Annotated in this window: 21 protein-coding genes and 1 riboswitch; of the genes, 9 read left to right on the top strand and 12 right to left on the bottom strand. The window is 71.7% G+C overall.

Going from position 1 to position 25,203, the window contains the following annotated elements; genetic code table 11:
- The first annotated feature begins 184 nt into the window (after window positions 1–184).
- Entirely contained in the window at window positions 185–910 is a 726-nt protein-coding gene (locus AB0H82_RS15385; RefSeq protein WP_362992744.1) for a VOC family protein, read from the top strand.
- On the opposite strand, the gene AB0H82_RS15380 is transcribed toward AB0H82_RS15385, so the two are convergent.
- The 4 genes from AB0H82_RS15380 to AB0H82_RS15365 form a co-directional block, all read right to left on the bottom strand.
- Complete coding sequence (locus AB0H82_RS15380; protein ID WP_362992742.1) at window positions 893–1,573, bottom strand: thymidine kinase; 681 nt, start codon at window positions 1,571–1,573, stop codon at window positions 893–895. The genes AB0H82_RS15385 and AB0H82_RS15380 overlap by 18 nt on opposite strands.
- 64 nt (window positions 1,574–1,637) lie before the next feature.
- Window positions 1,638–2,825, bottom strand: a complete 1,188-nt coding sequence (locus AB0H82_RS15375) for a nucleotide pyrophosphatase/phosphodiesterase family protein (RefSeq protein WP_362992740.1) — start codon at window positions 2,823–2,825, stop codon at window positions 1,638–1,640.
- Window positions 2,825–3,412 (bottom strand): DUF5998 family protein, encoded by a 588-nt coding sequence (locus AB0H82_RS15370; protein ID WP_362992738.1) that lies wholly within the window; start codon window positions 3,410–3,412, stop codon window positions 2,825–2,827. The genes AB0H82_RS15375 and AB0H82_RS15370 overlap by 1 nt, the downstream gene beginning before the upstream one ends.
- Window positions 3,413–3,483: 71 nt before the next feature.
- Window positions 3,484–6,327, bottom strand: a complete 2,844-nt coding sequence (locus AB0H82_RS15365) for a GNAT family N-acetyltransferase (protein ID WP_362992736.1) — start codon at window positions 6,325–6,327, stop codon at window positions 3,484–3,486.
- A gap of 151 nt (window positions 6,328–6,478) precedes the next feature.
- Here AB0H82_RS15365 and AB0H82_RS15360 point away from each other — a divergent pair, with 151 nt between their 5' ends.
- Complete coding sequence (locus AB0H82_RS15360) at window positions 6,479–6,760, top strand: HPr family phosphocarrier protein (RefSeq protein ID WP_362992734.1); 282 nt, start codon at window positions 6,479–6,481, stop codon at window positions 6,758–6,760.
- Window positions 6,761–6,897: 137 nt separating this feature from the next.
- Here AB0H82_RS15360 and AB0H82_RS15355 read toward each other — a convergent pair whose 3' ends face one another.
- The 4 genes from AB0H82_RS15355 to AB0H82_RS15340 all read right to left on the bottom strand — a co-directional run bounded on the left by AB0H82_RS15355 (window position 6,898) and on the right by AB0H82_RS15340 (window position 11,733).
- Complete coding sequence (locus AB0H82_RS15355) at window positions 6,898–7,584, bottom strand: GntR family transcriptional regulator (RefSeq protein ID WP_362992732.1); 687 nt, start codon at window positions 7,582–7,584, stop codon at window positions 6,898–6,900.
- Window positions 7,585–7,787: 203 nt separating this feature from the next.
- The gene (locus AB0H82_RS15350) at window positions 7,788–8,591 is read right to left on the bottom strand and encodes a M23 family metallopeptidase (RefSeq protein WP_362992730.1); all 804 of its coding nucleotides are present in this window, start codon (window positions 8,589–8,591) and stop codon (window positions 7,788–7,790) included.
- A 12-nt stretch (window positions 8,592–8,603) separates the two neighbouring features.
- Window positions 8,604–8,766: riboswitch (cyclic di-AMP (ydaO/yuaA leader) on the bottom strand.
- 229 nt (window positions 8,767–8,995) lie between these two features.
- On the bottom strand, window positions 8,996–10,381 hold the full coding sequence (locus AB0H82_RS15345; protein WP_362992728.1) for a pitrilysin family protein: 1,386 nt from the start codon (window positions 10,379–10,381) through the stop codon (window positions 8,996–8,998).
- Entirely contained in the window at window positions 10,378–11,733 is a 1,356-nt protein-coding gene (locus AB0H82_RS15340) for a pitrilysin family protein (RefSeq protein ID WP_362992726.1), read from the bottom strand. The genes AB0H82_RS15345 and AB0H82_RS15340 overlap by 4 nt, the downstream gene beginning before the upstream one ends.
- Window positions 11,734–11,946: 213 nt before the next feature.
- Between AB0H82_RS15340 and AB0H82_RS15335 the strand changes: the two genes are divergently transcribed.
- A complete protein-coding gene (locus AB0H82_RS15335) occupies window positions 11,947–14,400 on the top strand; it encodes a DNA topoisomerase IV subunit A (RefSeq protein WP_362992724.1) in 2,454 nt (817 codons plus the stop codon).
- A 23-nt stretch (window positions 14,401–14,423) separates the two neighbouring features.
- Here the strand turns inward: AB0H82_RS15335 and AB0H82_RS15330 are convergent, their stop codons facing one another.
- Entirely contained in the window at window positions 14,424–15,491 is a 1,068-nt protein-coding gene (locus AB0H82_RS15330) for a CobW family GTP-binding protein (protein WP_362992722.1), read from the bottom strand.
- 328 nt (window positions 15,492–15,819) lie between these two features.
- Here AB0H82_RS15330 and AB0H82_RS15325 point away from each other — a divergent pair, with 328 nt between their 5' ends.
- Window positions 15,820–16,374 carry a DUF6082 family protein gene (locus tag AB0H82_RS15325; protein ID WP_362992720.1) on the top strand — a complete coding sequence of 185 codons (555 nt, stop codon included), beginning with the start codon at window positions 15,820–15,822 and terminating at the stop codon, window positions 16,372–16,374.
- Between the two features lie 245 nt (window positions 16,375–16,619).
- Window positions 16,620–16,859 (top strand): hypothetical protein, encoded by a 240-nt coding sequence (locus AB0H82_RS15320; RefSeq protein WP_362992718.1) that lies wholly within the window; start codon window positions 16,620–16,622, stop codon window positions 16,857–16,859.
- Window positions 16,860–16,922: 63 nt separating this feature from the next.
- Here AB0H82_RS15320 and AB0H82_RS15315 read toward each other — a convergent pair whose 3' ends face one another.
- Window positions 16,923–18,128: a citrate synthase/methylcitrate synthase gene (locus AB0H82_RS15315; protein ID WP_362992717.1), complete on the bottom strand. Its 1,206-nt coding sequence runs from the start codon at window positions 18,126–18,128 to the stop codon at window positions 16,923–16,925.
- A gap of 120 nt (window positions 18,129–18,248) precedes the next feature.
- Here AB0H82_RS15315 and AB0H82_RS15310 point away from each other — a divergent pair, with 120 nt between their 5' ends.
- From AB0H82_RS15310 to AB0H82_RS15295, 4 genes are read left to right on the top strand one after another with little or no spacing between them, the layout of a single operon-like run.
- Window positions 18,249–19,505, top strand: a complete 1,257-nt coding sequence (locus AB0H82_RS15310) for a citrate synthase family protein (protein ID WP_362992715.1) — start codon at window positions 18,249–18,251, stop codon at window positions 19,503–19,505.
- A 35-nt stretch (window positions 19,506–19,540) separates the two neighbouring features.
- Window positions 19,541–20,557 carry a sucrase ferredoxin gene (locus AB0H82_RS15305; RefSeq protein WP_362992713.1) on the top strand — a complete coding sequence of 339 codons (1,017 nt, stop codon included), beginning with the start codon at window positions 19,541–19,543 and terminating at the stop codon, window positions 20,555–20,557.
- A 28-nt stretch (window positions 20,558–20,585) separates the two neighbouring features.
- A complete protein-coding gene (locus AB0H82_RS15300; protein WP_362992711.1) occupies window positions 20,586–22,277 on the top strand; it encodes a sensor histidine kinase in 1,692 nt (563 codons plus the stop codon).
- On the top strand, window positions 22,274–22,951 hold the full coding sequence (locus tag AB0H82_RS15295; protein ID WP_362992709.1) for a response regulator: 678 nt from the start codon (window positions 22,274–22,276) through the stop codon (window positions 22,949–22,951). Before AB0H82_RS15300 ends, AB0H82_RS15295 begins: the two co-directional genes overlap by 4 nt.
- A 46-nt stretch (window positions 22,952–22,997) precedes the next feature.
- On the opposite strand, the gene AB0H82_RS15290 is transcribed toward AB0H82_RS15295, so the two are convergent.
- Together AB0H82_RS15290 and AB0H82_RS15285 are read right to left on the bottom strand one after the other, a co-directional pair.
- A complete protein-coding gene (locus tag AB0H82_RS15290; protein ID WP_362992707.1) occupies window positions 22,998–24,590 on the bottom strand; it encodes a cation acetate symporter in 1,593 nt (530 codons plus the stop codon).
- The gene (locus AB0H82_RS15285) at window positions 24,587–25,093 is read right to left on the bottom strand and encodes a DUF485 domain-containing protein (RefSeq protein WP_362992805.1); all 507 of its coding nucleotides are present in this window, start codon (window positions 25,091–25,093) and stop codon (window positions 24,587–24,589) included. The genes AB0H82_RS15290 and AB0H82_RS15285 overlap by 4 nt, the downstream gene beginning before the upstream one ends.
- Window positions 25,094–25,203 lie beyond the last annotated feature (110 nt).

Genomic DNA, 25,203 nt, shown 5'->3' with positions numbered 1-25,203 from the left:
GAAGCTGAGCGGTCGCACGATGACCGAGGAGAGGGTGACGATGACCGAGGCGCGGGCGCATGGGGTCTCCCCTGAACAGAGCTCGTCTGGACAGAGCTCGTCGGAGCCCTTCGGGAAAGTTCGGCGGGACGGTGCGTGGACCGGTCTGCGGGACAAGCCCGGAACGCCCTGCTGGGTGAGTCTGATGACGCATGACCTGCGCGCGACCCAGGAGTTCTACGGAGCACTCTTCGGGTGGGAGTTCCGGCCGGGTCCGCAGCAGCTCGGCCCGTATGTGCGGGCCCTGCTCGACGACCAGGAGGTGGCGGGCATCGGCCAGCTGCCCCCGGGGCGTCAGCTGCGCATCGCCTGGACGCCCTATATGGCCACGGACGACGCGGACGCGACGGCGGAGGCGGTGCGGGCCTGCGGCGGCACGGTCGGCGTCGGTCCGCTCGACGCGGGCGAGGCCGGACGGCTGATCATCGCATCGGACCCGACGGGCGCCGTGTTCGGCGTCTGGCAGGCGGCGGCCCACCTGGGCACCGCGGTGGTCGGCAGGCCCGGCACGCCGACCTGGAACGAGCTGGTGACGCTGGAGACGGCGAGCGTCGTCAAGTTCTACCAGAACGTCTTCGGCTGCACCGCGGAGGCCGTCGTCTCGGCCGACTTCGACTATGTGACGCTGTGCGTGGACGACCGGCCGGTCGCGGGCGTGCACGGCGTGGGCCAGGCGCTCCCGCGCGACCGGGGCCCGCACTGGATGACGCACTTCGAAGTCGCCGACGTGGACGAGGCGGTGGAGCGGGTCCTCGACCTGGGTGGTCAGGTCGTCAGACCGGCCTGGGCCGGCAGCTTCGGCCGGATGGCGACGGTCGCCGACCCGGAGGGCGCGGCCTTCACTCTCGTCCGCTCACACACGGACGGCTGAGCCGGGCGCGACGGCTGCCGCGTCGACCGGCAGCACGTCCGGCGACAGGGCTCCCGCCTGCGCGGTCGCCGCCGTCGTCCTGCGCCGGTGGTGGCGGCGGCACAGCACTTCGTATCCCACCTCGTCCGCCGACTGGTTGACGTCGCCCACGACGACCTGGGCGCCCTCGACGACCATCTCGCCGCCTATGGTGCGGGCGTTGTGCGTGGCGCGGGCGCCGCACCAGCAGAGCGCCTCGACCTGCAGGACCTCGACGCGGTCGGCGAGTTCGACCAGGCGCTGCGAGCCCGGGAAGAGCTTGGAGCGGAAGTCCGTGGTGATGCCGAACGCGAAGACGTCCAGGCCGAGGTCGTCGACGACCCTGGCGAGCTGGTCGATCTGGTCCGGCGCCAGGAACTGCGCCTCGTCCGCGATCACATAGTCCGCGCGGCCGCCCTGCGAGAGGTGGTCGACCAGGTGGGCGTAGAAGTCGAAGTCGTCCGCGGCCTCGATCGCGTCGGTGACGAGGCCGAGGCGGGAGGAGAGCTTGCCCTCGCCCGCGCGGTCGTCCCGCGTGAAGATCATGCCCTGGAGTCCGCGGGCGGAGCGGTTGTGCTCGATCTGCAGAGCCAGCGTGCTCTTTCCGCAGTCCATCGTTCCGGAGAAGAACACCAGCTCGGGCATGGGGGGTCGAAGACCTTTCGAGGCTCGGGGGGAGAGGGACGGACGGGGGGCGGGCGCGGACCGGTCAGGAGCGTACTTCGAGGAGCGGGACGAGCTGCTCGACGGGGGTCATCGAGCCGTGCATGCCGACCAGGGCGGACTCCTTGGGCTCACGCTCGGAGGCGATGATCGCCACATCGGCGTGGGCCGCCGCGACGACATCGCCGATACGCCCGTACACGCGTTGATCAATGTGTGGACCGAACCAGCCCGCGGCGATCGCCTCGTCACGTCCGGCCACCCAGAACTGCTCGCCGAGGACCTCCCGCCAGACCGTCAGGACGTCGTTCTCGGCACCCGGCACCGCGTAGACATGCCGGGCTCGCCCCTCGCCGCCGAGGAGCGCGACGCCGGCGCGCAGCTCCCAGTCCGCGTCGAAGTCGACGCGGGACTCGTCGTCGAAGGGGATGTCGAGCATGCCGTGGTCTGCGGTGACGTACAGGGCGCTGCGCGGGGGCAGCTGCTCGGCGAGGCGCTGGACCAGCCGGTCGACGTACATGAGCTGGCCGCGCCAGGCGTCGGAGTCGACGCCGAACCGGTGGCCCTTGCCGTCCACTTCCGCGTAGTACGTGTAGACCAGCGAGCGGTCCCCGGCGGCGAGTTGCTCCGCGGCGAGGTCCATGCGGTCCTCTCCGGAGACCCTGCCCCGGAAGGAACCGCCGCTCAGGGCGACCTTGGTGAGCGGGGTGTGCTCGAAGGTCGGCGAGGAGACCTGCGCGGTGTGCACGCCGGCGTCGTGGGCCAGCTGGAAGACGGTGGGGTACGGCTGCCACGCGTGCGGGTCGGTCCACGGGTTCCAGCGGAGCTGGTTCATCAGCTCGCCGGTCGCGGGATCGCGGACGGTGTAGCCGGGCAGGCCGTGCGCGCCGGGCGGCAGGCCCGTGCCGACGGAGGCGAGCGAGGTCGCGGTGGTGGCGGGGAAGCCCGCGGTGACGGGCCGGCCCGTGCCGCCGCGCGAGCTCCGCAGCAGCGAGGTCAGGAAGGGGGCCTCGGCCGGGTGCGCCTTGAGCTGCTCCCAGCCCAGGCCGTCGATCAGGAAGACGCAGTTCCGGTCGGCCGGGGCGAGTTCGGGGATGACGGGCGTGAAGCCGTCGACGCCCTGGTGGGCGACGAGCGTGGGCAGCAGGTCGGCCAGCGAGCCGATGCCGTACGCGGGCACGGGGGCGGTGTCGAGGGCGAGCGGTTGTACGTCGTCCCAGGCGGGCAGCGACATCAGCGGGCGGTGTCCGCGGTCGCCTCGGACAGGGCCTGGGCGAAGGCGAGGGTCTGCCGCACGGCGTCGGGGCCGTCGCCCGCCTCGCTGACGCGCAGGCTCAGGTCGTCGGCGGTCGAGCTGCCCGTGTACCCGTGGTCCGCCTCGCAGTTGGGGTCGCCGCAGGCCGCGGGCTCCAGGTCGAGGCGCGCGACGGCGCCCCAGCCGATGGTCAGGACGACCTCACGGGGCGGGGTACCGGGAACGTACTTCTCGGGGTTGCCGACGACGCGGCTGACCACGACCGAGGAGATGCGGCCGATCTTGACCGACTCGGTGGAGGTCGTCGCGTACGGCGTCGGGGACGTGCTGTCCGCCGCCTGCTCGTCGGTGTGGCTGACGATGAAGCGCGTGCCGGTCAGGACGAGAACGGTGACGTGCCGGCGCACTTCGTTGGCGTCGAACGTCGTCTCCTGGTGGACCAGGTAGGACCCGATGGCCTCGCCGCCGATCGCGGCCTCCACCGCCTCGGCCACGAGGGCCGGGTAGTAGCCGCTGCGCTCGATCGCCGCGCGCAGCCCCTGGGTCGTCGTACCGGTCTTTGCCATGCCGTCCATCCTACGGCCCGGTGCGGGGCCCACGGTGCCCCGCGGGCCGTCCCGGTGCCGGGAAGGGGTGCTCAGTACCCGGGAAGGGTGCGTGGGCCGAGGTCGTCGCGGGCGGGCGGGGGCGCGAGCCGGACCGATGCGTCGAGCACGGAGAGGCCGCGCTGGGCGACGACCACGGGCTCCAGGGAGACGGTGACCACTTCGGGGTGGTCGTCGACGAGCCGGGAGACCCGCTGGAGCAGCTCTTCGAGGGCCGGGGTGTCCACGGGTGCGGAGCCTCGCCAGCCGAACAGGAGCGGTGCGGTCCGGATGGACCTGACCAGGGAGGCCGCCTCGCGGTCGGTGACCGGGATGAGGCGGTGGGCGGTGTCGCCGAGCAGTTCGGAGGCGGCGCCCGCGAGACCGAACGAGAGCACCGCTCCGGCGGCCGGGTCGATGACCGCGCGCACGACGGTGTCGACGCCGCGCGGCACCATGCCCTGCACGACGGGACGCAGCTCGGCAGGGCTGCCGAAGGCGTCCGTCAACTCCTGGTAGGCCCGGCGCAGTTGCTCCTCGTCGGTCAGGTCGAGGCGCACCCCGCCGAGGTCGGCGCGGTGCCGCAGGTGCGGGGCCGTGGTCTTCAGGGCGACGGGGTAGCCGAGGGTGCGCGCGGCCTCCGCCGCCGCGTCGGATCCTGGCGCGGGCAGGGCGTGTCGTACGCGGATGCCGTAGCGCCCGAGCAGTTCGTGGGCGTCGGCCGGGGCGAGGGTGAGGCCGCGCGGGTCGCCGTCCTTGGCGAGCAGCTCCGCGATGCGGTCGGCGGCGCCGCTCTCGTCGATGTCGTCGTACTCGGGCACCCGCCCCGGCTCGGCGGCCTCGCGCCGCCACTGCGCGTACTTGACGGCTTCGGAGAGGGCGCGGACGGCCCGCTCGGCGGCGGGGTAGGCGGGGATGCGGTACTGGTCCGTGGCGGGCGCCGGCTCGTCCTGGGTGTGCGGGGCGGCTTCCTCGGCGGGCTGCCTGCTGGACGGCGGGGCGGGGGCGTCGGGGCGGGTGCTTGCCGCGGCGGCCAGTGCCTCGGCGAGCCCGCCGAGCTCGACGTGGACCACGGCGACAGGCTTGGCGGGGCAGCCGGCGGCGGCGGCCCGCAGCTCGGTGGCCAGCGTCTCGGGGTCGGTGGCGGCCCCGTCCTCGCCGACCCAGGGGATCGCGTTGACGATCACCGCGTCGCAGCCGTCGTCCGACAGCGCCTCGGCGAGCGCGGCACGGAAGTCGGCCGGGGTCGCCGCCGTCGTGAGGTCGCGGGCCGGCAGCGGCCGCAGTCCGTCGGCGACGCAGGCGTCGTACGTGAGGAGGCCGAGGGACTCGGAGTTCCCGAGGATGCCCACGCGGGGCCCGGAGGGCAGCGGCTGCCCGGCGAGCAGCAACCCCGCGTCGACCATCTCCGTGACGGTGTCGACGCGGATGACGCCCGCCTGGCGCAGCAGCGCGGAGACGGTGGCGTGCGGCAGGCGGGTGGCCTGCACGGCGTGGCCGGTCGGCGTGATGCCGCTGTGCCGGGCGCCCTGGACGACGACGAGGGGCTTGGTGGTGGCCGAACGGCGTGCGAGGCGGGTGAACTTGCGCGGGTTGCCGATGGTCTCCAGGTACATCAGCGTGACGTCGGTGTCCGGGTCCTCGAACCAGTACTGGAGGAGGTCGTTGCCGGACACGTCGGCGCGGTTGCCGGAGCCGACGAACGTGGAGAGGCCCGCGCCCCGCCGGTGCAGTCCGGACAGCAGGGCGATGCCGATCGCGCCGGACTGGGTGAACAGACCGATGCGTCCGCGCGCGGGTGACTGCGGGGCGAGTGAGGCGTTGAGCCGCGTCTCCGGAGAGGTGTTGATGACGCCGAAGGCGTTCGGGCCGATGATGCGCATGCCGTACGAACGGGCCTGGCGCACCAGTTCGCGCTGGCGCTCGCGGCCGAGTTGGCCGCTCTCTCCGTAGCCCGCGGAGAGCACCACCAGGCCGCGCACGCCGCGCTCACCGCACTCGGCGACGGCCTGGGGGACGCGCTCGGCGGGCACGGCGACCACCGCGAGGTCCACGGGCTCCTCGATGGCCGCCACGGAGCGGTGCGCGGCCACCCCGCCGACACAGGCGTCGCGGGCACCCTCGGCCTCCTCTTCGAAGGCGCTGTTCACCGCGTACAGGCGCCCGGTGAAGCCGGACTCCCGGAGGTTGGCCAGCACGCTGCGGCCCACGCCGCCGGGGGCCCGGCCCACGCCGATCACCGCGACCGAGCCGGGCGTCAGGAGGCGCTGCACGGACCGCCCCTCGGCGCGCTGTTCGCGGGCGCGCTGCACGGCGAGCGAGCGGTCGGTCGGCTCCAGGTCGAACTCCAGGCGTACGACGCCGTCCTCGAAGCTGCGCTTCTGCTGGTAGCCCGCGTCCGTGAACACCTTGATCATCTTGGTGTTGGCGGGCAGCACCTCGGCGGCGAAGCGCCGGATGCCGCGCTCCCTGGCCACGGCCGCGATGTGCTCCAGGAGGGTGGAGGCGACGCCACGGCCCTGGTGGGCGTCCTGCACGAGGAAGGCGACCTCGGCCTCGTCCGCGGGCGCGCTGGCGGCCATGCCGCGCTCGTCGATGCGGTCGTAGCGCACGGTGGCGATGAACTCGCCGCCCACGGTGGCCGCGAGGCCGACCCTGTCCACCTGGTCGTGGTGGGTGAAACGGTGCACGTCCTTGGCGGACAGCCGTGGGTAGGGCGCGAAGAAGCGGTAGTACTTCGACTCGTCCGAGACCTGTTCGTAGAAGCTGACCAGGCGGTCCGCGTCCTCGGCCGTGATGGGCCTGATCCGGGCGGTGCCTCCGTCGCGCAGCACCACATCGGCTTCCCAGTGGGAGGGGTAGTCGTGCCGATCGTGCTGATCCGACGGGGTCTGCATGGGGCCAGGGTACGGGTCGCGCGGCCGTCGGGGCCGGGGCAAGCTGGGACGGGTCGAGGCAGTCGGGGCCGGACCGGGTCCGGCAGAGCACCCGTGACGGCATGAGACACTGGTCTAGACAAGTGTGAGACACCTGGAAGGGCAGCAACACATGGCTGAGCGCCGCGTCAACGTCGGCTGGGCCGAGGGCCTTCACGCCCGACCCGCCTCCATCTTCGTCCGTGCGGCCACGGCCGCCGGCGTCCCCGTGACGATCGCCAAGGCCGGCGGCAACCCGGTCAACGCCGGCTCGATGCTCGCGGTGCTCGGCCTGGGCGCCCAGGGCGGCGAGGAGATCGTGCTCGCCTCCGACGCCGAGGGTGCCGACGCCGCTCTCGACCGCCTGGCGAAGCTGGTCTCGGAGGGGCTCGAAGAGCTTCCGGAGACGGTCTAGGACACGTTTCCCGCATTACGTGGATGGGGTCGCCCGGAATTACCGGGTGACCCCATCGACGTATATGGGCGTATGCGTCGAGTGTGCGGGCGCATTCGCTCGAAGAAATAGCTTTCTTCTTGTATACGGAGCCTCCGTTAATTCCGGAGGCTCACTGTGTTTACGGCATGTTGCGAATCCCTCACACGGCCGGCGCGCAGCGCGGGGCGCAATCGGTGGGCGGCCGTCGCCCGTTCGGCGTGAGCGGCGGTGAGCGCCCTGGCCCGCTCCGGGTCCCGGCGGGCGACCGCGTCGAGGATCGCGGCGTGCTCCGACCAGGACTCGACGGGCGCCGCCGGGCTCTCCACGACGTACATCCAGGCGATCTTGTGGCGGAGCTGGGTGAGCAGCGCGCTGAGGCCGGGGCTTCCGGAGGCCTGGGCGAGCGTCTCGTGGAACCAGCCGCCCAGGGAGCGCAGATCCTCCCCCAGGCCGCCCCTTGAGCGCTCCTGGCCCAGCCTGACGAGTCCGCGCAACACCTTCAGGTGCGCGTCCGTGCGGCGCTGCGCGGCGCGCGCCGCGGCGAGCGGTTCGAGCAGCGTCCTGACCTCCAGGAGGTCGGCGGCCTCCTGTTCGGTGGGCTCGGCGACGCAGGCGCCCGCGTGCCTGCGGGTGACGACGAAGCCCTCGGCCTCCAGCGTGCGCAGGGCCTCGCGCACGGGCACCCGGGAGACGCCGTAGCGACGGGCGAGGAGTTCCTCGGTGAGCCGGCCGCCCCTTTCGTGGACACCGGCGACAATGTCGTCCCGAATGGCCGTGCATACCGAGTGCGCGGGAACGCTCATGATCGGACCTCCGCCTTAATCCCCGCGAAACGCGGTCGACCGACGCTCATTCAGTGACTCTATTGCAGAGCGTCGGCATTTCCGACGGCGGGCCGGAATCCATGGATATCTTTTGGCCAAGGGCGGAACGAACGAGGGCAACGCGAAAGCCCCGGCTCTGGGCGAGCCGGGGCTTTCGGAACTGTGCGGGGGTCCGCCGTCCGTCAGACGTTGACGCCGTGCGAGCGGAGGTACGCGACCGGGTCGATGTCCGAGCCGTACTCCGCGCCGGTGCGGGCCTCGAAGTGGAGGTGCGGGCCGCTGGAGTTGCCGGTGGAGCCGGAGAGGCCGATCTGCTGGCCGGGGGTGACCGTCTGGCCCACGGTGACGCCGAGGGACGACATGTGGCCGTACTGGGTGTACGTGCCGTCGTTCATCTTGATGACCACGTTGTTGCCGTAGGCGCCGCCCCAGCCGGCCTCGACGACGGTGCCGGAGCCGACCGCGTGGACCGGGGTGCCGGACGCCGCGTGGAAGTCGACACCGGTGTGGCTGCCGGAGGACCACATGGCGCCACCGGTCTGGTAGCCCGTGGAGACGTACGAGCCGCTGATCGGGGAGACGTAGGCGTTCAGGCGCTTGCGCTCGGCCTCGCGGGCGGCGCGCTCCTTGGCCTCGCGTTCCTTCTTGGCCTTCGCCTTGGCCTCGGCCTCCGCCTTGCGCTTCTCCTCGGCGGCCTTCTTCTTGGCGGCCTCTTCGGCCTTCTTGGCGGCAGCGGCGTCGTCGGCGGCCTGCTGCTGCGCCGCGGCCTGCGCGTCGATGCTCGCGGCGAGGGAGTCGCCCACGGATATCGCCTGGGTCAGGCCGGTGTGCTCCATGGCCGCTTCGTCGGGGGCGGCGAGCGCCGGGGCCGCGAGGCCGCCGATGACACCGGTGGTGGTGAGCGCGGCGACGCCGGCGACGTTCGCGGTGGTACGCGTGAGGCGGCTCGGACGACGGTGCTTCCCGGTGGCACGGGTGAACGCCATGTGGCGGGTGATCCTTTCCTTCCTTCTCGCCTACCGGGTTAGCTGACGGGTTCGGAGCAGGAAGGTCTCCTACGGATCCCTCACCTCACGGCAAGGTGCCCGATTCACCCCAGGGGACATGTGGGTCCCCGGCTCCCCTGGCTCGCGCCGTACGGGGACTCGGCGATGACTGTCCGGTGCCGCGGGTGCGGCGTACTGCGCGACGAACAGCCGGGTCGACGCTAAACGGGCCGCCTTCAATCGACAAACAGAAGTCGTCTTTTGTAGCGCACGCCACACGGCAGACAGGCAACCACCATACGAATTCGGACATATGAGGACCCCGGCGCCCGAAGCGGTCACCAGGGTCCCGATATGTCCTGACTGTCACTCAGCCTGGCCTGTAACTCAGCCTGGTCTGTCGCTCAGCCGGTGACCACACTCACTTCGCCGATGCCGAGCGCTCTGACGGGCTCCTCGATCTGCGCGGCGTCCCCGACCAGGATCGTCACCAGACGGTCCGCCGGGAAGGCGTTCACGACGGCGGCGGTGGCCTCCACGGTGCCGGTGGCGGCCAGCTGCCGGTACAGCTGCGCCTGGAAGTCGTCCGGCAGGTTCTGCTCGACCTGGTCGGCGAGGGTGGCCGCCACGGAGGCCGCCATCTCGTACTTGAGGGGGGCGACGCCCACCAGGTTCTGCACGGCCACGTCACGCTCGGCGTCCGTCAGGCCCTCGGCGGCGAGGACGCGCAGGACCTTCCACAGGTCGTCCAGCGCCGGTCCCGTGTTCGGGGTGTCCACGGAGCCGCTGATGGCGAGCATCGCGGCGCCCGAGCCGTCCGGCGCCGAACGCAGGACCTGACTGAACGCCCGTACGCCGTAGGTGTATCCCTTCTCCTCGCGCAGGACACGGTCGAGACGCGAGGTGAGGGTGCCGCCCAGGCAGTACGTACCGAGAACCTGGGCCGGCCAGACGCGGTCGTGCCGGTCGGCTCCGATGCGGCCGATCAGCAGCTGCGTCTGGACCGCTCCGGGGCGGTCCACGATGACGACGCGGCCGCGGTCGTCTGCGGTCACCGGCGGCACCGGGCGCGGCTCGCCCGGGGAGCCCGTCCAGGCGCCGACGGTGTCCGCGAGGACGGCGTCCAGGTCGGTCCCTGCCAGGTCGCCGACCACGACGAGGGTGGCCGTGGCGGGGCGGACGTGCTTCTCGTAGAAGGCGCGCACCGCCGCCGAGTCGATGGCCGCGACCGTCTCCTCGGTGCCCTGGCGCGGACGCGACATGCGCGAGGTCGCGGGGAAGAGCTCCTTGGAGAGCTCCTTGGCCGCGCGGCGCGCCGGATTGGCGGCCTCGTGCGGGATCTCGTCCAGGCGGTTGCGGACGAGCCGCTCGATCTCGCTGTCCGCGAAGGCGGGGGCCCGCAGGGCGTCGGCGAGCAGGCCGAGCGCCTTGGGGAGCCGGGAGACCGGGACTTCGAGGGAGACGCGTACGCCGGGGTGGTCGGCGTGCGCGTCCATGGTGGCGCCGCAGCGGTCGAGCTCGGCGGCGAACTCCTCGGCGGAGTGCTTGTCGGTGCCTTCATTGAAGGCCCTCGCCATGATCGTGGCGACGCCGTCGAGGCCCTCGGGCTCGGCCTCCAGGGGCGCTTCGAGGTTGATCTCGACGGCGACGACCTGCTGACCGGGGCGGTCGCAGCGCAGCACGGTGAGGCCGTTGGGCAGCGTGCCGCGCTCGGGCGCCGGGAAGGCCCAGGGCCTGGCGGGGCCCGCCTGGGGCTGGGGGTGGAACTGCATCGTCGCGGCCTCGGTCACTTCGCCGCCTCCTCTTCTTCCTCAGCGGCCTCTGCGCCCTCGCCGGCGGCAGTCACGGGTTCGTACACGAGCACCGCGCGGTTGTCGGGGCGCAGGCGGGCCGCGGCGACCTCCTTGACCTCTTCCGCCGTGACGTCGAGGACGCGCTGGACGGCGGTGAGGGCGAGCTGCGGGTCACCGAACAGGACGGCGTACCGGCAGAGTTCGTCGGCGCGTCCTGCGACCGTCCCGAGCCGGTCCAGCCACTCGCGCTCCAACTGCGCCTGGGCGCGCTCCATCTCCTCCGGAGTGGGGCCCTCAGCGGCGAAGCGGGCCAGCTCCTCGTCGACGGCGGCCTCGATCACGGGGACCTCGACGTCGCCGGACGTCTTCACGTCCAGCCAGCCGAGCGAGGGCGCCCCGGCGAGACGCAGCAGGCCGAAGCCCGCGGCGACCGCCGTACGGTCCCGGCGGACGAGGCGGTTGTAGAGCCGGGAGGACTCGCCGCTGCCGAGGACGGTGAGGGCGATGTCGGCCGCGTCGCACGCGCGCGTGCCGTCCTCCGGGAGGCGGTAGGCGGCCATCAGGGCGCGGGCCGGGACGTCCTCCTCGACGACCTCGCGCAGCTCCTCGCCGATGCGCTCGGGCAGGGACCCGTCGCGGGGCGGCTGCTTGCCGTCGTGCCCGGGGATCGACCCGAAGTACTTCTCGACCCAGGCGAGCGTCTGCTCCGGGTCGATGTCGCCGACGACCGAGAGGACGGCGTTGTTGGGCGCGTAGTACGTGCGGAAGAACGCGCGCGCGTCCTCCAGGGTGGCCGCGTCCAGGTCGGCCATGGAGCCGATCGGCGTGTGGTGGTACGGGTGGCCCTCCGGGTACGAGAGGGCGGTCAGCTTTTCGAAGGCCGTGCCGTACGGGACGTTGTCGTAGCGCTGGCGGCGCTCGTTCTTGACGACGTCGCGCTGGTTCTCCATGGACTCCTCGTCGAGGGCGGAGAGCAGCGAACCCATCCGGTCGGCCTCAAGCCAGAGGGCGAGCTCCAACTGGTGGGCGGGCATCGTCTCGAAATAGTTGGTGCGCTCGAAGCTCGTCGTGCCGTTGAGCGAGCCGCCCGCGCCCTGGACCAGCTCGAAGTGGCCGTTGCCGTGCACCTGCTTCGAGCCCTGGAACATGAGGTGCTCGAAGAGGTGCGCGAGGCCGGTTCGCCCCTTGACCTCGTGGCGTGAGCCGACGTCGTACCAGAGGCAGACCGCGGCGACGGGGGTCAGGTGGTCCTCGGAGAGCACCACGCGCAGGCCGTTGGCCAGCCGGTGCTCGGTCGCTGTCAGGCCGCCGGAGCCGGCCTCGGCTGTGGCCGTGTGACCCATGGGCATGTACGTCCCTTCGATCGCTAAAACATTGCTGGTTCTGCCAGTCCTGCCACTGTATGCAAGCGTGCGGACACCTGACGAAGTTCCCGGTCCGCCCTCGGCGTAGTCGCGCGTGACACCGCCGGTGCACGGGTCGTGGTCGGCGTTGTCAGTGGGACAGTCCACAATGGTCGGCGTCAGAACCCGCACTTGCTTGGTGAAGGAGCCGCAGCAGCGATGGCCCGCCGCAGCACGAAGACCCCGCCGCCCGACGACACGTACGAGGAGAAGATCCTCGACATCGACGTAGTCGACGAGATGCAGGGCTCCTTCCTTGAGTACGCGTATTCGGTCATCTACTCCCGCGCCCTGCCGGACGCCCGCGACGGCATGAAGCCGGTGCACCGCAGGATCGTCTATCAGATGAACGAGATGGGCCTGCGCCCCGACCGCGGCTATGTGAAGTGCGCCCGCGTCGTCGGCGAGGTCATGGGTAAGTTGCACCCGCACGGAGACGCGTCGATCTACGACGCGCTGGTGCGCATGGCCCAGCCCTTCTCGATGCGCCTCCCCCTGGTCGACGGCCACGGCAACTTCGGCTCCCTCGGCAACGACGACCCGCCGGCCGCCATGCGGTACACCGAGTGCAAGATGGCCGACGCCACCTCCTTGATGACGGAGTCGATCGACGAGAACACCGTCGACTTCGAGCCGAACTACGACGGCCAGGAGATGGAGCCCTCCGCCCTCCCGGCCGCGTATCCGAACCTCCTGGTCAACGGCGCGTCGGGCATCGCCGTCGGCATGGCGACGAACATGCCGCCGCACAACCTCGGCGAGGTCATCGCCGCCGCCCGCCACCTGATCAAGCACCCGGGTGCCGACCTTGAGACCCTGATGAAGTACGTGCCGGGTCCCGACCTGCCCACGGGCGGCCGGATCGTCGGGCTCAACGGCATCAAGGACGCGTACGACACGGGCCGCGGCACCTTCAAGACCCGCGCGACGGTCTCCGTGGAGAACGTGACGGCGCGCCGCAAGGGCCTCGTCGTCACCGAACTGCCCTTCACCGTCGGTCCCGAGAAGGTCATCGCCAAGATCAAGGACCTGGTCGGCTCGAAGAAGCTCCAGGGCATCGCGGACGTCAAGGACCTCACCGACCGCTCGCACGGCCTGCGCCTGGTCATCGAGATCAAGAACGGCTTCGTCCCCGAGGCCGTCCTGGAGCAGCTCTACAAACTGACGCCGATGGAGGAGTCCTTCGGCATCAACAACGTCGCGCTGGTGGACGGCCAGCCCCTCACCCTCGGCCTCAAGGAGCTCCTTGAGGTCTATCTCGACCACCGGTTCGACGTGGTGCGCCGCCGCAGCGAGTTCCGCCGCGGCAAGAAGCGCGACCGCCTGCACCTGGTCGAGGGCCTCCTGGTCGCTCTCCTGGACATCGACGAGGTCATCCGCCTCATCCGCTCCAGTGACAACAGCGCGCAGGCCAAGGAGCGCCTGATCGAGCGCTTCTCGCTCAGCGACATCCAGACGCAGTACATCCTGGACACGCCGCTGCGCCGCCTCACCAAGTACGACCGCATCGAGCTGGAGTCCGAGCGCGACAAGCTCAACGGCGAGATCGACGAGCTGACCGGCATCCTCGACTCGGACGCGGAGCTCCGCAAGCTGGTCTCCTCCGAACTGGCCGCCGTCGCCAAGAAGTTCGGCACCGACCGGCGCACGGTGCTCCTGGAGTCGGCCGGCTCCCCGGCCGCCACGGTCTCGCTCCAGGTCGCGGACGACCCGTGCCGGGTGCTCCTGTCGTCGACGGGCCTCCTGGCCCGCACGGCCAACGGCGACCCCTTCGCCGACGGCGACACCAAGCGCGTCAAGCACGACGTGATCGTCTCGGCGGTGCCGGCGACGGCGCGCGGCGAGGTGGGTGCGGTCACCTCCCAGGGGCGGCTGTTGCGCCTCTCCGTAGTGGACCTTCCCCAGCTGCCGGAGACGGCGAGCGCGCCCAACCTCTCCGGAGGAGCGCCCGTCGCGGAGCTGCTCACCCTGGAGAAGGACGAGAAGCTGATCTGTCTGATGACGCTCGACGAGTCCTCGCCGGGCCTCGCGCTCGGCACCGAGCAGGGCGTCGTCAAGCGCGTGGTCCCCGACTATCCGTCCAACAAGGAAGAGTTGGAGGTCATCACCCTCAAGGACGGTGACCGGATCGTCGGCGCGGCCGAGCTGCGCACCGGCGAGGAGGACCTGGTCTTCATCACGGACGACGCCCAGCTCCTGCGCTACCAGGCCTCGCAGGTCCGTCCGCAGGGCCGGCCCGCGGGCGGCATGACGGGCATCAAGCTCGCCGACGGCGCGAAGGTCATCTCCTTCGCCGCGGTGGACCCGGCGGTGGACGCGGTGGTCTTCACGGTGGCGGGCTCGCGCGGCACGCTCGACGACTCGGTGCAGACGACGGCCAAGCTCACCCCGTTCGACCAGTACCCCCGCAAGGGGCGCGCCACGGGCGGCGTGCGCGTCCAGCGGTTCCTGAAGGGCGAGGACTGCCTGAGCTTCGCCTGGGCGGGCCCGACGCCGCCGCGCGCGGCCCAGCGCAACGGCTCACCGGCGGAGCTGCCGGAGATCGACCCGCGCCGTGACGGCTCGGGCGTCTCGCTCGGGAAGCCGGTGACGGCGGTGGCCGGACCGGTGTAGCCACGGAGGCCGGGCGGCGGGGGCTACGCCTCCTCGTCAGGCTCCCGCACATAGCGCAGTACGCCCCACATGCCACGCTCGTCGGCCTGTGGGGCGTCCTCACGACAGGCCTCCAGCTGCTTCTCCAGAGCCGGTACGTCGATGTGCGACCCGATGAGCACGAGCTGGGTCAGCCGCGGCTCGTCCGGACCCCACGGCTCCGGATAGAAGCGCAGGAACCGTCCCACGGCGTGCACCTCGTACCGGTTGCGCGGGTCGGCGGGGCCGAAATCGACGTACCCCTTGATGCGGTAGAGCCCTTCGGGACGGCTGTCGAGCAGGGCCATCAAGGCGCGCGGCCCCATGGGCACGTCCGAGGTGAAGGCGAGGCTTTCGTAAGCGGAGTGCAGGTGGCCATGATGACCGCCCTCACCCTGTCCCTCGTCCTCGTCCTCGTCCGCTTCGTGGTCGTGCAGGTCGTCGAAGGAGAGCTGTCCGACCCGCTCCCCCACCGGCGCCCGGTCGAAGAAGAGCTCGACGTCGACGCGGCCGTAGGAGGCGGCGACGACGGCCGCGCGCCCCGCGAGCCCGCGGACGACATCGAGGACGCGCTCGCGCTCCTCCGCGGGCACACGGTCGGTCTTGTTGACCACGACGAGATCGGCGATGCCCAGGTGCCGGTCCACCTCGGGGTGCCGCTCCCTGGTGGCGTCGAACTCGGCCGCGTCGACGACCTCGACGAGCCCTCCGTAGACGATGTGCGGGTTCTCGCTGGCGAGCAGCATCTTCACGAGCTCCTGCGGCTCGGCGAGGCCGCTCGCCTCGATGACGATGACGTCGATCCCGGCGGCGGGCCGGGCGAGCCGGTCCAGGTACTCGTCGAGCTCACTGGCGTCCACGGCACAGCACAGACATCCGTTGCCGAGGGAGACGGTCGAGTCGCCGAGCTGACCCGCGACCGACATGGCGTCGATCTCGATCGAACCGAAGTCGTTGACGATCGCCCCGATCCGGGTGCCGCCGCTGCGGTGCAGCAGATGGTTGAGCAGGGTCGTCTTGCCCGAGCCGAGGAAGCCGGCGAGGACGACGACCGGGATCTGCTGCTTGTTCAACGCGGGCCTCTCGTGTCGACGCTGGTACGGACCGCGGCGGATCCCGTACGACGAATGAAGACCGGCCAAGGATAGGCGCGCGTAGCCGGGCCGCGAAGTGAACGATTGTTAGCGGCGCTCGCGGGGCACACGTTAGGCACGGCGCCGGGACGCGCGACTGCTTCTGCCCCCCGTGCGCCGCCGTGCCACCTCCCCGCCGATCAGAGCCGCTCGGCAGTCTGGGAGACGGCAAGCGCACCGCCCATCGCTCGCCGGTCCGCTCCCTGTCGACCCGCACCCGACGACCGGCGGACGGTCGCCCGAATCGGGGGTTGACATGTTCACAAAGATGCACGCGGCAGAAATGCTGCGCTGCGTTGTCACAGCAGGGCTCGGCATCGCCGCGGGCGCCGTCGCCACCTCGGCCGCGCAGCGACGCTCCTTCGACGCGCTCGACGAGCGGCTCAGGTGCCTGGAGCGGTCGGCGCGGACCCAGCGCCACACGAATCTGGCCTGCCAGCAGCGGCTCCACTGGGAGTTGCTGAGCAAGGCCATGGACGACGCCGACCTCGCCGAGGTCCTCGACGCCTACGGAGAGGGCGTCTCCGCCAAGCGTCAACGGCAGTACCTCTACGCCAACGCCATGTACACCAACATGGTGCTCAACTACCGCCTCGGGAACTTCACCCGGGAACAGTTCTACGGTTACGCCCGCGGCATGCTCCAGAACCCGATCGTCCGGGAGTACTGGCACGCGACGCAGCCCCACCGGGCGACGCTGGACAGCGCCACGGAGGAGGCCCAACTGGGCCTGTTGGTGGACGACCTCCTACGGCAACTGGAGGAGGCGGACATCGATGACTGGTGGGTGGTGGGCGAACCACCGCCGTCCGATTCCGCCTGAGCCCACCTGGGGGAACACGGACACTCCGCTCGTGTCGCGAACACTGCCCGTAACCAAAGTTGGCACTGTGACGTTCTGCAGTGCCAGACGGTGAACGCCAGATTCACGCGCGTTCACCCGCGCGGGACTGCACCACCACAAGAGCGCCGGTGTTGCACCCGTTTGTCTGCGAGTCCGCGAGTCCTTCGACCCGGGTCTCACGGCGCGGCAAGACGCGTCGGCCGCGAGATCAAAGGGAAACGACAGTGAGCCAGATCATCCGTCGGATCGGGGCGTCTCCTCGTGCGCGAGGCTGTGCGACAGGCCAGAACTGCCCCGACATCTTCGAACTGTCCGACGGAAGCTTCGCTGTCATCGGCACCGACGTCACGGCCACACTGGACGCGGGCCTCCCCGCCGACGCCTCGCGAGCCGACTACGAGCGCATCGTCACGATCTCCCGCGAGACGCTCATCCGGGCCAAGGCCGACATCCCCGACGCCTGACACCCGGCCCGGCGCCCAGGGTGCCGACGCTCTCGGAGCGCCCGCACCCTGAAGTGATCCCGGTCAGCCGCGCGGGGGCGTCGGCGTCGAAGGAACCGGCACCGGAGGAACCGGCACCGGAGGAGCCACTCCCACATACCGCGCCGCCGGCCGGATGATTTTCGGGTCGCGGGCCTGTTCCAGGATGTTGGCGCTCCAGCCGACCACGCGTGCCGAGGCGAACGTGGGCGTGAACATCTCGCGGGGCAGCCCGCACAGCTCCATGACCACGCCCGCGTAGAACTCCACGTTCGTGTGGAGTTCGCGCCCCGGTTTCAGCTCCGCGAGGATCGCCTCGACGTGCCGTTCGACCTCGACCGCGAACTCGACCAGCTCGCCGCCGAACTGCTGGGCGATGCCCCGCAGCATGCGCGAGCGCGGGTCCTCCGTGCGGTAGACGGGGTGGCCGAAGCCCATGATGCGGTCCCCCGCAAGGACGCGCCCGCGGATCCAGCCGTCGATGCGGTCGCGTGTGCCGATCGCGTCGAGGGTGTCGAGGGCGCGGCTCGGCGCACCGCCGTGCAGGGGACCCGACAGCGCGCCGACCGCGCCCACCAGGCAGGCCGCCACGTCCGCGCCGGTCGAGGTGATGACCCGGGCGGTGAACGTGGACGCGTTGAAGCCGTGGTCAATCGTTGAGATCAAGTACTGCTCGATCGCCCGGGCACGGGTGGCGTCGGGCTCCGAACCGGTGAGCATGTAGAGGTAGTTGGCGGCGTACGACAGGTCGTCGCGGGGTTCGACGGGGTCGAGGCCCTGGCCGAGCCGGTACAGCGCGGTGAGCAGCGTCGGCACGACGGCGGACGCGGCCAGGGCGTCCGCGCGGCGCCGGTCGTCGTCGATGTCGTACACCGGGCGGAAGCCCTTCGACGCCCCGAAGAGCGACAGGGCGGTGCGGAGTCCGGAGAGCGGACCCGACAGCGCACTGGCGCGCGCCACGGCGGGCAGCGCGGCGCTCACCTCCGCGGGCAGGTGGCGCAGCGACGCCGTGTGTGCGGCGAAGGCGGCGCTCTGCCCGGCGTCCGGCAGCTCGCCGTGGAGCATCAGGTGCCACACGTCCTCGAAGCTGCGGCTCTGCGCGAGCTCGACGGCCGAGTACTGGCGGTAGTGGTAGAAGCCCTCGTATCCCCTGACGTCTCCGACTCGGGTCTCGGTGACGACGACACCCGCGAGTCCTCGTGGGACCTCCACGGGCTCGGCGGGGGTGGCGGCGGAGCCATTGATCGGCATGTTGTTCCTCGACTTCCTACCTGGACTTGATCCGACTGTCCATGCTTGACTCCGACCCTGTCAATATTGATTGAATCAATGTGAATATACAGACGTCAGGATGCGGATACGGTGACGCCCATGACGGATCAAGGAACGACGCACGAAGGCCGGCGGCTCAGCACCAAGGAAGCCGCCGAGCTGCTCGGCGTGAAACCCGAGACCGTGTACGCGTACGTGAGCCGCGGCCAGCTCAGCAGCCGCCGCGGCCCGGGGTCCCGGGGCAGCACGTTCGACGCCGGGGAGGTCGAGGCGCTGGCGCGCAGGAACAGGCGGGACCCCGCGACGCCGACCACGGGCAACGAACTCTCCGTGCGCACCCGCATCACGCTCATCGACAAGGACCGCTACTACTTCCGCGGTGTCGACGCCGCTGAGCTCGCCCTGAACCACTCCTACGAAGAGGTCGCCGAGTGGCTGTGGACCGGCGTCCTGCGCCCCGGCGTCAGCTTCACCGCCCCTAAGGAGACCGTCGCCGCGGCCCGTCGCGCCGTCAACGCGCTGCCCGAGCACAGCGGACCCACCGACCGGCTCCGCGTCGCCGCCATCTCCGCCGCGGCCGCCGACCCGCTCCGCTTCGACCTCTCCGAAGAGGCGGTCATCGGGACCGCACGCACGCTGATCCCCACCCTCGTGGCCGCGCTGCCACCGGTCCTGCCCGGCCACCGCGACGAGGGTCCCCTGGCCCGCCGCCTGTGGGCGCGGCTGACCGGCGGCAAGCCCGACGAGGCAGCACTGCACGCGCTGGACACGGCGCTCGCGCTGCTCGTCGACCACGACCTGGCCGCTTCGACGCTCGCCGTCAGGGTCGCGGCCTCGGCACGCGCCCATCCCTACGCCGCGGTGTCGGCGGGGCTCGGCGTCCTGGAGGGTCCCCTGCACGGCGCGGCGAGCGGGCTCGCCCACCGCATGCTGCTCGACGTGCTCGACCGGGGCAGCGCGAGCCCGGTGGTCGCCGACGAACTCCGTGCCGGCCGCCGCGTCCCCGGCCTCGGCCACCGCCTCTACCCCGGCGAGGACCCGCGCGCGCAGGCACTGTTCGCCCTCCTGGAGGTGATGCCGAAGGCAGGACCCGCCCTCGCCGCGGCCCGCGACGTGGTGGCCACCACCGCCCGCCACACCGACCTGCGAGCCAACGTCGACCTGGCGCTGGCCGTCTTCACGGTCTCCTCGGGCATGCCGGCGGAGGCGGGCGAGACGATCTTCGCGGTGGCGCGCACGGCGGGCTGGATCGCGCACGCCTTGGAGGAGTACGAGGAACGCCCGCTGCGCATGCGCCCCAGCGGCCAGTACGTCGGCCTGCGTCCGCCCCGGCCGATGCCCTCTCCGGAGGTGTGAATCACCGGACGGGGTCGCAGGTTAGGCTCGCCTGTGTGAGTACGTGCGCGACTGCCTCGCGGGACCTGGCCGAGCCTCTCGCGGGGACCGCCGCCACCGCCAGGACATGGCTGCTGCTGGAACAGCCGGGCCCCTGGGGCGCCAAGGCACTGAAGTCCAGCCACCTCGACCCGGAGGTCGGCCGCGCCCTGGAGAAGGCCGCTGAGGGAACCGGCGTGCGCATCGCCCTCATCCGCCGCCCCGGACACCACCCGGACCGTCACACGCCGCGCCGGCACCAGGTGTACGTGGGACACACCGCCCCCGGTCGCGCCTGGCTGCGCGGCGCCGTGCTCGACGACCCGCGGCGACTGATGGACCTCGACTTCGCGGCCCTCGGCGCGGGCGACCACGGCGGCTTCGGGGCCCCGCACACCGGCGCCCCGCTCGCGTTCGTCTGCACGAACGGCAAGCGCGACCGCTGTTGCGCCCTGCTCGGCAGGCCGCTCGCCGCCGCACTCACCGCCTCGGGTGAGGAGGGTGCCTGGGAAATCACTCATCTGGGCGGTCATCGGTTCTCCCCGACCCTGCTCGTGCTGCCCCACGGATACGCGTACGGCCGGATGGACGTGCCCGCCGTCAAGGAAGTCCTTGAGGCGGCACGCGCGGACCGCGTCGTCACCGAGGGCTGCCGGGGCAACTCGGCCTGGGACCGGCCCGGGCAGGCCGCCGAGCTGGCGGTGCGCACGTCGACCGGGGAAGACACGGCGGGGACGCTGAGGGTTGTCGGCACGGAGGACATGGGTTCGCGCGGAACGGGCTCGAACGGCGCTGGTTCGGGTGACAAGGGTTCGCGCGGCACGGGTCCGCGTCTGGAAGTGACCGTCGCGCACACCGACGGCCGCCGGTGGCTGGTCACCGTCGAGCAGGCCGCTTCCCTGCCGCCCCGCCCGGAGAGCTGCGGCGCGGCTCTCGCGTCCCCCGCGCGGATGGACGTGGTGGCGATCCGGTCGCTCCCGGACGGCCCCGGCGGGCCGGGGTACGAGATCCCCGCCACAGTCCCTTCGGAGTAGCCCGCTCACGGCCGTACCGTTCGTACACATGAGCCCCACCTCCCCTGCGCGACGCCTTCGCCTCGGCCTGCCGCGGCGTGTGTTCTCGCAGGTGCTGCTGATGCAGCTGGCCATCGCCGCCGGGGTCGCCGTGCTCGCCACCGGCCTCTTCCTCGCACCGTTGAGCGATCAGCTCGACGACCAGGCGATGCGCCGCGCGCTCGCCATCGCCCAGACCACGGCCGCCCAGCCGGAGATCGCCGAGGATCTGTCGGCCTCGCGGCCCACGGCCGACGGCCCCGTTCAGGAGGCGGCCGAGCGGATCCGGTGGGCCAGCGGCGCCGAGTATGTGGTGATCATGAACAAGGAGGGTGTGCGCTGGTCCCACACCGACCGCGCCCAGATCGGCAAAGTCGTCTCGACGGACCCGAGCGACGCCCTCGCGGGCCGTGACGTCATGGAGATCGACAACGGCACCCTGGGCCGCTCGGCCCGCGGCAAGGTGGCGCTGCGGAACGGGCACGGGGACATCGTGGGCGCCGTCTCCGTAGGCATCGAGTACGACAGTGTGCGGGCTCGCCTCGTCCACTCGATCCCGGGGCTGCTCGCCTACGCGGGCGGGGCCCTCGCCGTCGGCGCGCTGGCGGCGTATCTGATCTCCCGCAGGGTGCAGCGGCAGACCCGCGACCTGGCCTTCTCGGACATCTCCGCCCTGCTCGCGGAGCGCGAGGCGATGCTGCACGGCATCCGTGAGGGCGTCGTCGCCCTGGACCGCACCGGCCGGATCCGGCTGCTCAACGACGAGGCCCAGCGCCTCCTCGGTCTCGGCACCGAAGTGACCGGGCAGCCGCTCGACGAGGCGCTCGGCCCCGGCCGGACGACGGACGTGCTCGCAGGCCGGGTCACCGGCACCGACCTCCTGACGGTGCGCGGGCAGCGCGTCCTGGTCGCCAACCGCATGCCCACCGACGACGGGGGCGCCGTCGCCACCCTGCGCGACCGGACGGAGCTGGAGCAGCTCGGCCGCGAGCTCGACTCCACCCGCGGCCTCATCGACGCCCTGCGCGCCCAGGACCACGAGCACGCCAACCGCATGCACACGCTCCTCGGCCTGCTCGAACTGGAGATGTACGAGGAGGCGGCGGAGTTCGTCGGCGAGGTCGCGGGGGCCCACCGGGTGACCGCCGAGCAGATCACCGAGAAGATCCACGATCCGCTGCTCGCGGCCCTGCTGGTCGGCAAGGCCACGGTCGCCGCGGAGCGCGGCGTCGCGCTCTCCGTACGGCGCGAGACCGCTCTGCCGGACAGGCTCGTCGACCCCGGCGGGCTCGTCACGATCGTCGGCAACCTCGTCGACAACGCGCTCGACGCCGCCGCGGGCACCCGCCACGCGCGCGTGGAGGTCGATGTGCGCACCGAAGGGCGAACCGTGGTTCTCCAGGTGTGCGATTCCGGTCCGGGGGTCCCCGCCGAACAGCGCGAGACGATCTTCACCGAGGGGTGGACCACCAAGGAGCCACCGGCGCACGGCAAGCGCGGCATCGGCCTCGCACTGGTCCGCAGGCTCGCCGAGCGGCAGGGCGGCAGCGCGCGGGCCGGCGAGGCGCCGGACGGGGGCGCGGAGTTCACCGTCGTCCTGCCCGAGGCGCTCACGCGGCCCGAGCTGGCCGCGCCGGAGGAGCACGAGGACCGCGGGCACGAAGGAGCGACGATGACCAGGGCGCCGAAGGAGCCACGATGATCGAGGTTCTCGTCGTGGACGACGACGTCCGTGTGGCGGACGTCAACGCCGCCTATGTGGCGAAGATCCCCGGCTTCCGGGTGGCGGCGAAGGCGCACAACGCCGCCGAGGCCCTGCGTCTCGTCGAGGACGTCCCGGTCGACCTGGTGCTGCTCGACCACTATCTGCCGGACCAGACGGGCCTCTCGGTCGTACGCAGCCTGCGTGAGCGCGGCCATCAGACCGACGTGATCATGGTGACCGCGGCGCGCGACGTCGCCACGGTGCAGGCGGCGATGCGGCACGGCGCGCTCCAGTACCTGGTCAAACCGTTCTCCTACGCGGGACTTCGCGCCAAGCTCGACGCGTACGCGACGCTGCGCCGCACCCTGGACGGCGGCGGCGAGGCCGAGCAGGCCGAGGTGGACCGCATCTTCGGCGCGCTCTCGGCGACTCCGGTGCCCGAGCTGCCCAAGGGCCACTCCCCCACCACGGCGGAGCTGGTGCGGCGGGCCCTGATGGCCGCTGAGGGGCCGCTCTCGGCCCAGGAGCTGGCGGACCGCACACGGCTCAGCCGGCAGACGGCACAGCGCTACCTGAAGCTCCTGGAGCGCACGGGCCGGGTCAGGCTCAGCCTCAAGTACGGCGACACGGGCCGCCCGGAGCACCGCTACGAGTGGGCGGCCAGCGTCTGAGCCCCTGGAGCCGCCCGAAGAGGAACCGCGAGCCGCGGAGAAATCGTTACGCCGCGCCGGCGCCGGTGAGCGACCGCACCTCCGTCTCCGCGTGCTTCGCCTCGTCCGCCTCCTCGCGCGAGGTCACCGTGCCGAGCCACCCCGCGAGGAAGCCCAGCGGAATGGAGACGAGGCCGGGGTTCTCCAGGGGGAAGTACTGGAAGTCCACCCCGGGAAACAGGGAGCCGGGCCCTCCGGAGACGACGGGCGACAGGATCACCAGCGCGAGAGCGGGCAGCAGCCCCCCGTACACCGACCAGACCGCGCCCCGCGTGGTGAAGTTCCGCCAGAACAGGGAGTAGAGCAGGACCGGCAGGTTGGCGGACGCGGAGACCGCGAAGGCGAGGCCCACCAGGAACGCGACGTTGAGGTCGCGGGCCAGCAGGCCGAGGCCGATCGCCACCACGCCGGTCCCGGCCGCGGCGACCCGGGCGACCGCCACCTCGCTGCGCGGCTTCGCGTCCCGCCGCCGCAGGGAGGCGTACAGGTCGTGGGCCACGGACGCCGAGGAGGCGAGGGTGATACCGGCGACCACGGCGAGGATCGTGGCGAAGGCGATGGCGGCGACGACCGCGAACAGAACCGTTCCGCCTGTGGTGTGGGCGCCGCCTCCCAGGTCGAGCGCGAGAAGCGGAACCGCCGTGTTGCCCGCGGCGTTCGACCCGCGCACCGCGTCCGGGCCCACCAAGGCCGCCGCGCCGAAGCCGAGCACGATCGTCATCAGATAGAAGCTGCCGATGAGACCGATGGACCAGACGACCGAGCGGCGGGCGGCGCGCGCGGTCGGCACGGTGTAGAAGCGGGACAGGATGTGCGGCAGACCAGCGGTGCCGAGCACGAGCGCGAGCCCGAGGCTGATGAAGTCGAAGCGCGCCGTCCAGTCGCCGCCGTACCTCAAACCGGGCGCGAGGAACCGGTCGCCGTGGCCGCTCCGGTCCGCCGCGGTCCGCAGGAGTTGGTCGAAGTCCCCGTGGAAGCGCACCAGGACGAGCACGGTCAGCGCGATCGCCCCGCCCATCAGGAGGACCGACTTGACGATCTGGATCCAGGTGGTGGCCCTCATCCCTCCGAACGACACGTAGATCACCATGAGCGCGCCGACGCCGATGACCGTCCAGGTCTGCGCCGCCCCGCTCGTCCCGCCCAGCAGCAGCGCCACCAGTGAGCCCGCCCCCACCATCTGCGCCACCAGGTAGAGAACGGACACGGTCACCGAGGAAGTTCCCGCCGCGATCCGCACCGGCCGCTCCCTCATCCGCGCGGCGACGACGTCTCCGAGCGTGAACCGGCCGCAGTTGCGCACCAGTTCGGCCACCAGGAACAGCACGACCAGCCAGGCGACGAGGAAGCCCACCGAGTAGAGCAGCCCGTCGTATCCGAAGAGGGCGATCAGGCCGGAGATGCCGAGAAAGGAGGCGGCCGACATGTAGTCACCGGCGATGGCGAAACCGTTCTCCATGGGGGAGAAGAGCCGCCCGCCCGCGTAGAACTCCTCCGCGGTGCCGTGCCGGTTGCGGCTCGCCCAGGTGGTGATCGCGAGGGTGACGGCCACGAACACCCCGAACAGCAGCAGGGCCAGGCCCTGGTGATCCCCCGTCATCGGCCGGCCTCCCGCTCCCGCCGCTGCTCCTGCTGCCTCTTCTGCTCGAAGACGGCCCAGCGCAGATCGAGCGCCGCCCGGTCCCGGCGCAGCCTCGCATGTCGCGCGTACGCCCAGGTCAGCAGGAACGTCGTGAGGAACTGTCCGAGCCCAGCCAGCATCGCCACGTTCACGGCTCCGGCGACGGGGCGCGCCATCAGGGCCGGTGCCGATGTCGCGGTCACGACGTACGCCACGTACCAGGTGAAGAAGAGGGCGCAGGCCGGGACGACGAACCGCCGGTACCTGCCGCGCACCTCCTGGAAGGCGTCGCTGCGCTGCACTTCCAGGTAGATGTCGGCCGGGCTCGCGCTCCGCTGCCGGGCCGCGGCCCGGGGCGGCACCACGGAGGCCGGCGCCCCCGTGCCGTCCGGTTCTCCCCAGCCGGACGCGAGCGCGTCGTACCAGGGATCCCTCAGATTTCCGGACCGGTCCCGGCCGGCGTCGCCCCGGCCCGGCACCACATCCGGCCCGTCGTGCTTCTCCACCGAAATCTCCTTAGCCCGCGGCCCTGTTCGGCCACGTGCCCAAGGATGGGCAGAACGGGAAGAGCCGTGACTCTTCTCCCAGCGCT

Origin of the sequence: Streptomyces sp. NPDC050732 (assembly GCF_040654255.1) — a bacterium.
Lineage (GTDB): Bacteria > Actinomycetota > Actinomycetes > Streptomycetales > Streptomycetaceae > Streptomyces.
Note: the sequence above shows the minus strand (reverse complement) of the source record. Positions and strands in the feature narration are given on the sequence as shown.

Coding starts and splice junctions, on each gene's coding strand:
- AB0H82_RS15385 (WP_362992744.1), top strand. CDS start 185: ATGACGCATGACCTGCGCGCGACCCAGGAGTTCTACGGAGCACTCTTC.
- AB0H82_RS15380 (WP_362992742.1), bottom strand. CDS start 1,573: ATGCCCGAGCTGGTGTTCTTCTCCGGAACGATGGACTGCGGAAAGAGC.
- AB0H82_RS15375 (WP_362992740.1), bottom strand. CDS start 2,825: ATGTCGCTGCCCGCCTGGGACGACGTACAACCGCTCGCCCTCGACACC.
- AB0H82_RS15370 (WP_362992738.1), bottom strand. CDS start 3,412: ATGGCAAAGACCGGTACGACGACCCAGGGGCTGCGCGCGGCGATCGAG.
- AB0H82_RS15365 (WP_362992736.1), bottom strand. CDS start 6,327: ATGCAGACCCCGTCGGATCAGCACGATCGGCACGACTACCCCTCCCAC.
- AB0H82_RS15360 (WP_362992734.1), top strand. CDS start 6,479: ATGGCTGAGCGCCGCGTCAACGTCGGCTGGGCCGAGGGCCTTCACGCC.
- AB0H82_RS15355 (WP_362992732.1), bottom strand. CDS start 7,584: ATGAGCGTTCCCGCGCACTCGGTATGCACGGCCATTCGGGACGACATT.
- AB0H82_RS15350 (WP_362992730.1), bottom strand. CDS start 8,591: ATGGCGTTCACCCGTGCCACCGGGAAGCACCGTCGTCCGAGCCGCCTC.
- AB0H82_RS15340 (WP_362992726.1), bottom strand. CDS start 11,733: ATGCCCATGGGTCACACGGCCACAGCCGAGGCCGGCTCCGGCGGCCTG.
- AB0H82_RS15335 (WP_362992724.1), top strand. CDS start 11,947: ATGGCCCGCCGCAGCACGAAGACCCCGCCGCCCGACGACACGTACGAG.
- AB0H82_RS15325 (WP_362992720.1), top strand. CDS start 15,820: ATGCACGCGGCAGAAATGCTGCGCTGCGTTGTCACAGCAGGGCTCGGC.
- AB0H82_RS15315 (WP_362992717.1), bottom strand. CDS start 18,128: ATGCCGATCAATGGCTCCGCCGCCACCCCCGCCGAGCCCGTGGAGGTC.
- AB0H82_RS15310 (WP_362992715.1), top strand. CDS start 18,249: ATGACGGATCAAGGAACGACGCACGAAGGCCGGCGGCTCAGCACCAAG.
- AB0H82_RS15300 (WP_362992711.1), top strand. CDS start 20,586: ATGAGCCCCACCTCCCCTGCGCGACGCCTTCGCCTCGGCCTGCCGCGG.
- AB0H82_RS15295 (WP_362992709.1), top strand. CDS start 22,274: ATGATCGAGGTTCTCGTCGTGGACGACGACGTCCGTGTGGCGGACGTC.
- AB0H82_RS15290 (WP_362992707.1), bottom strand. CDS start 24,590: ATGACGGGGGATCACCAGGGCCTGGCCCTGCTGCTGTTCGGGGTGTTC.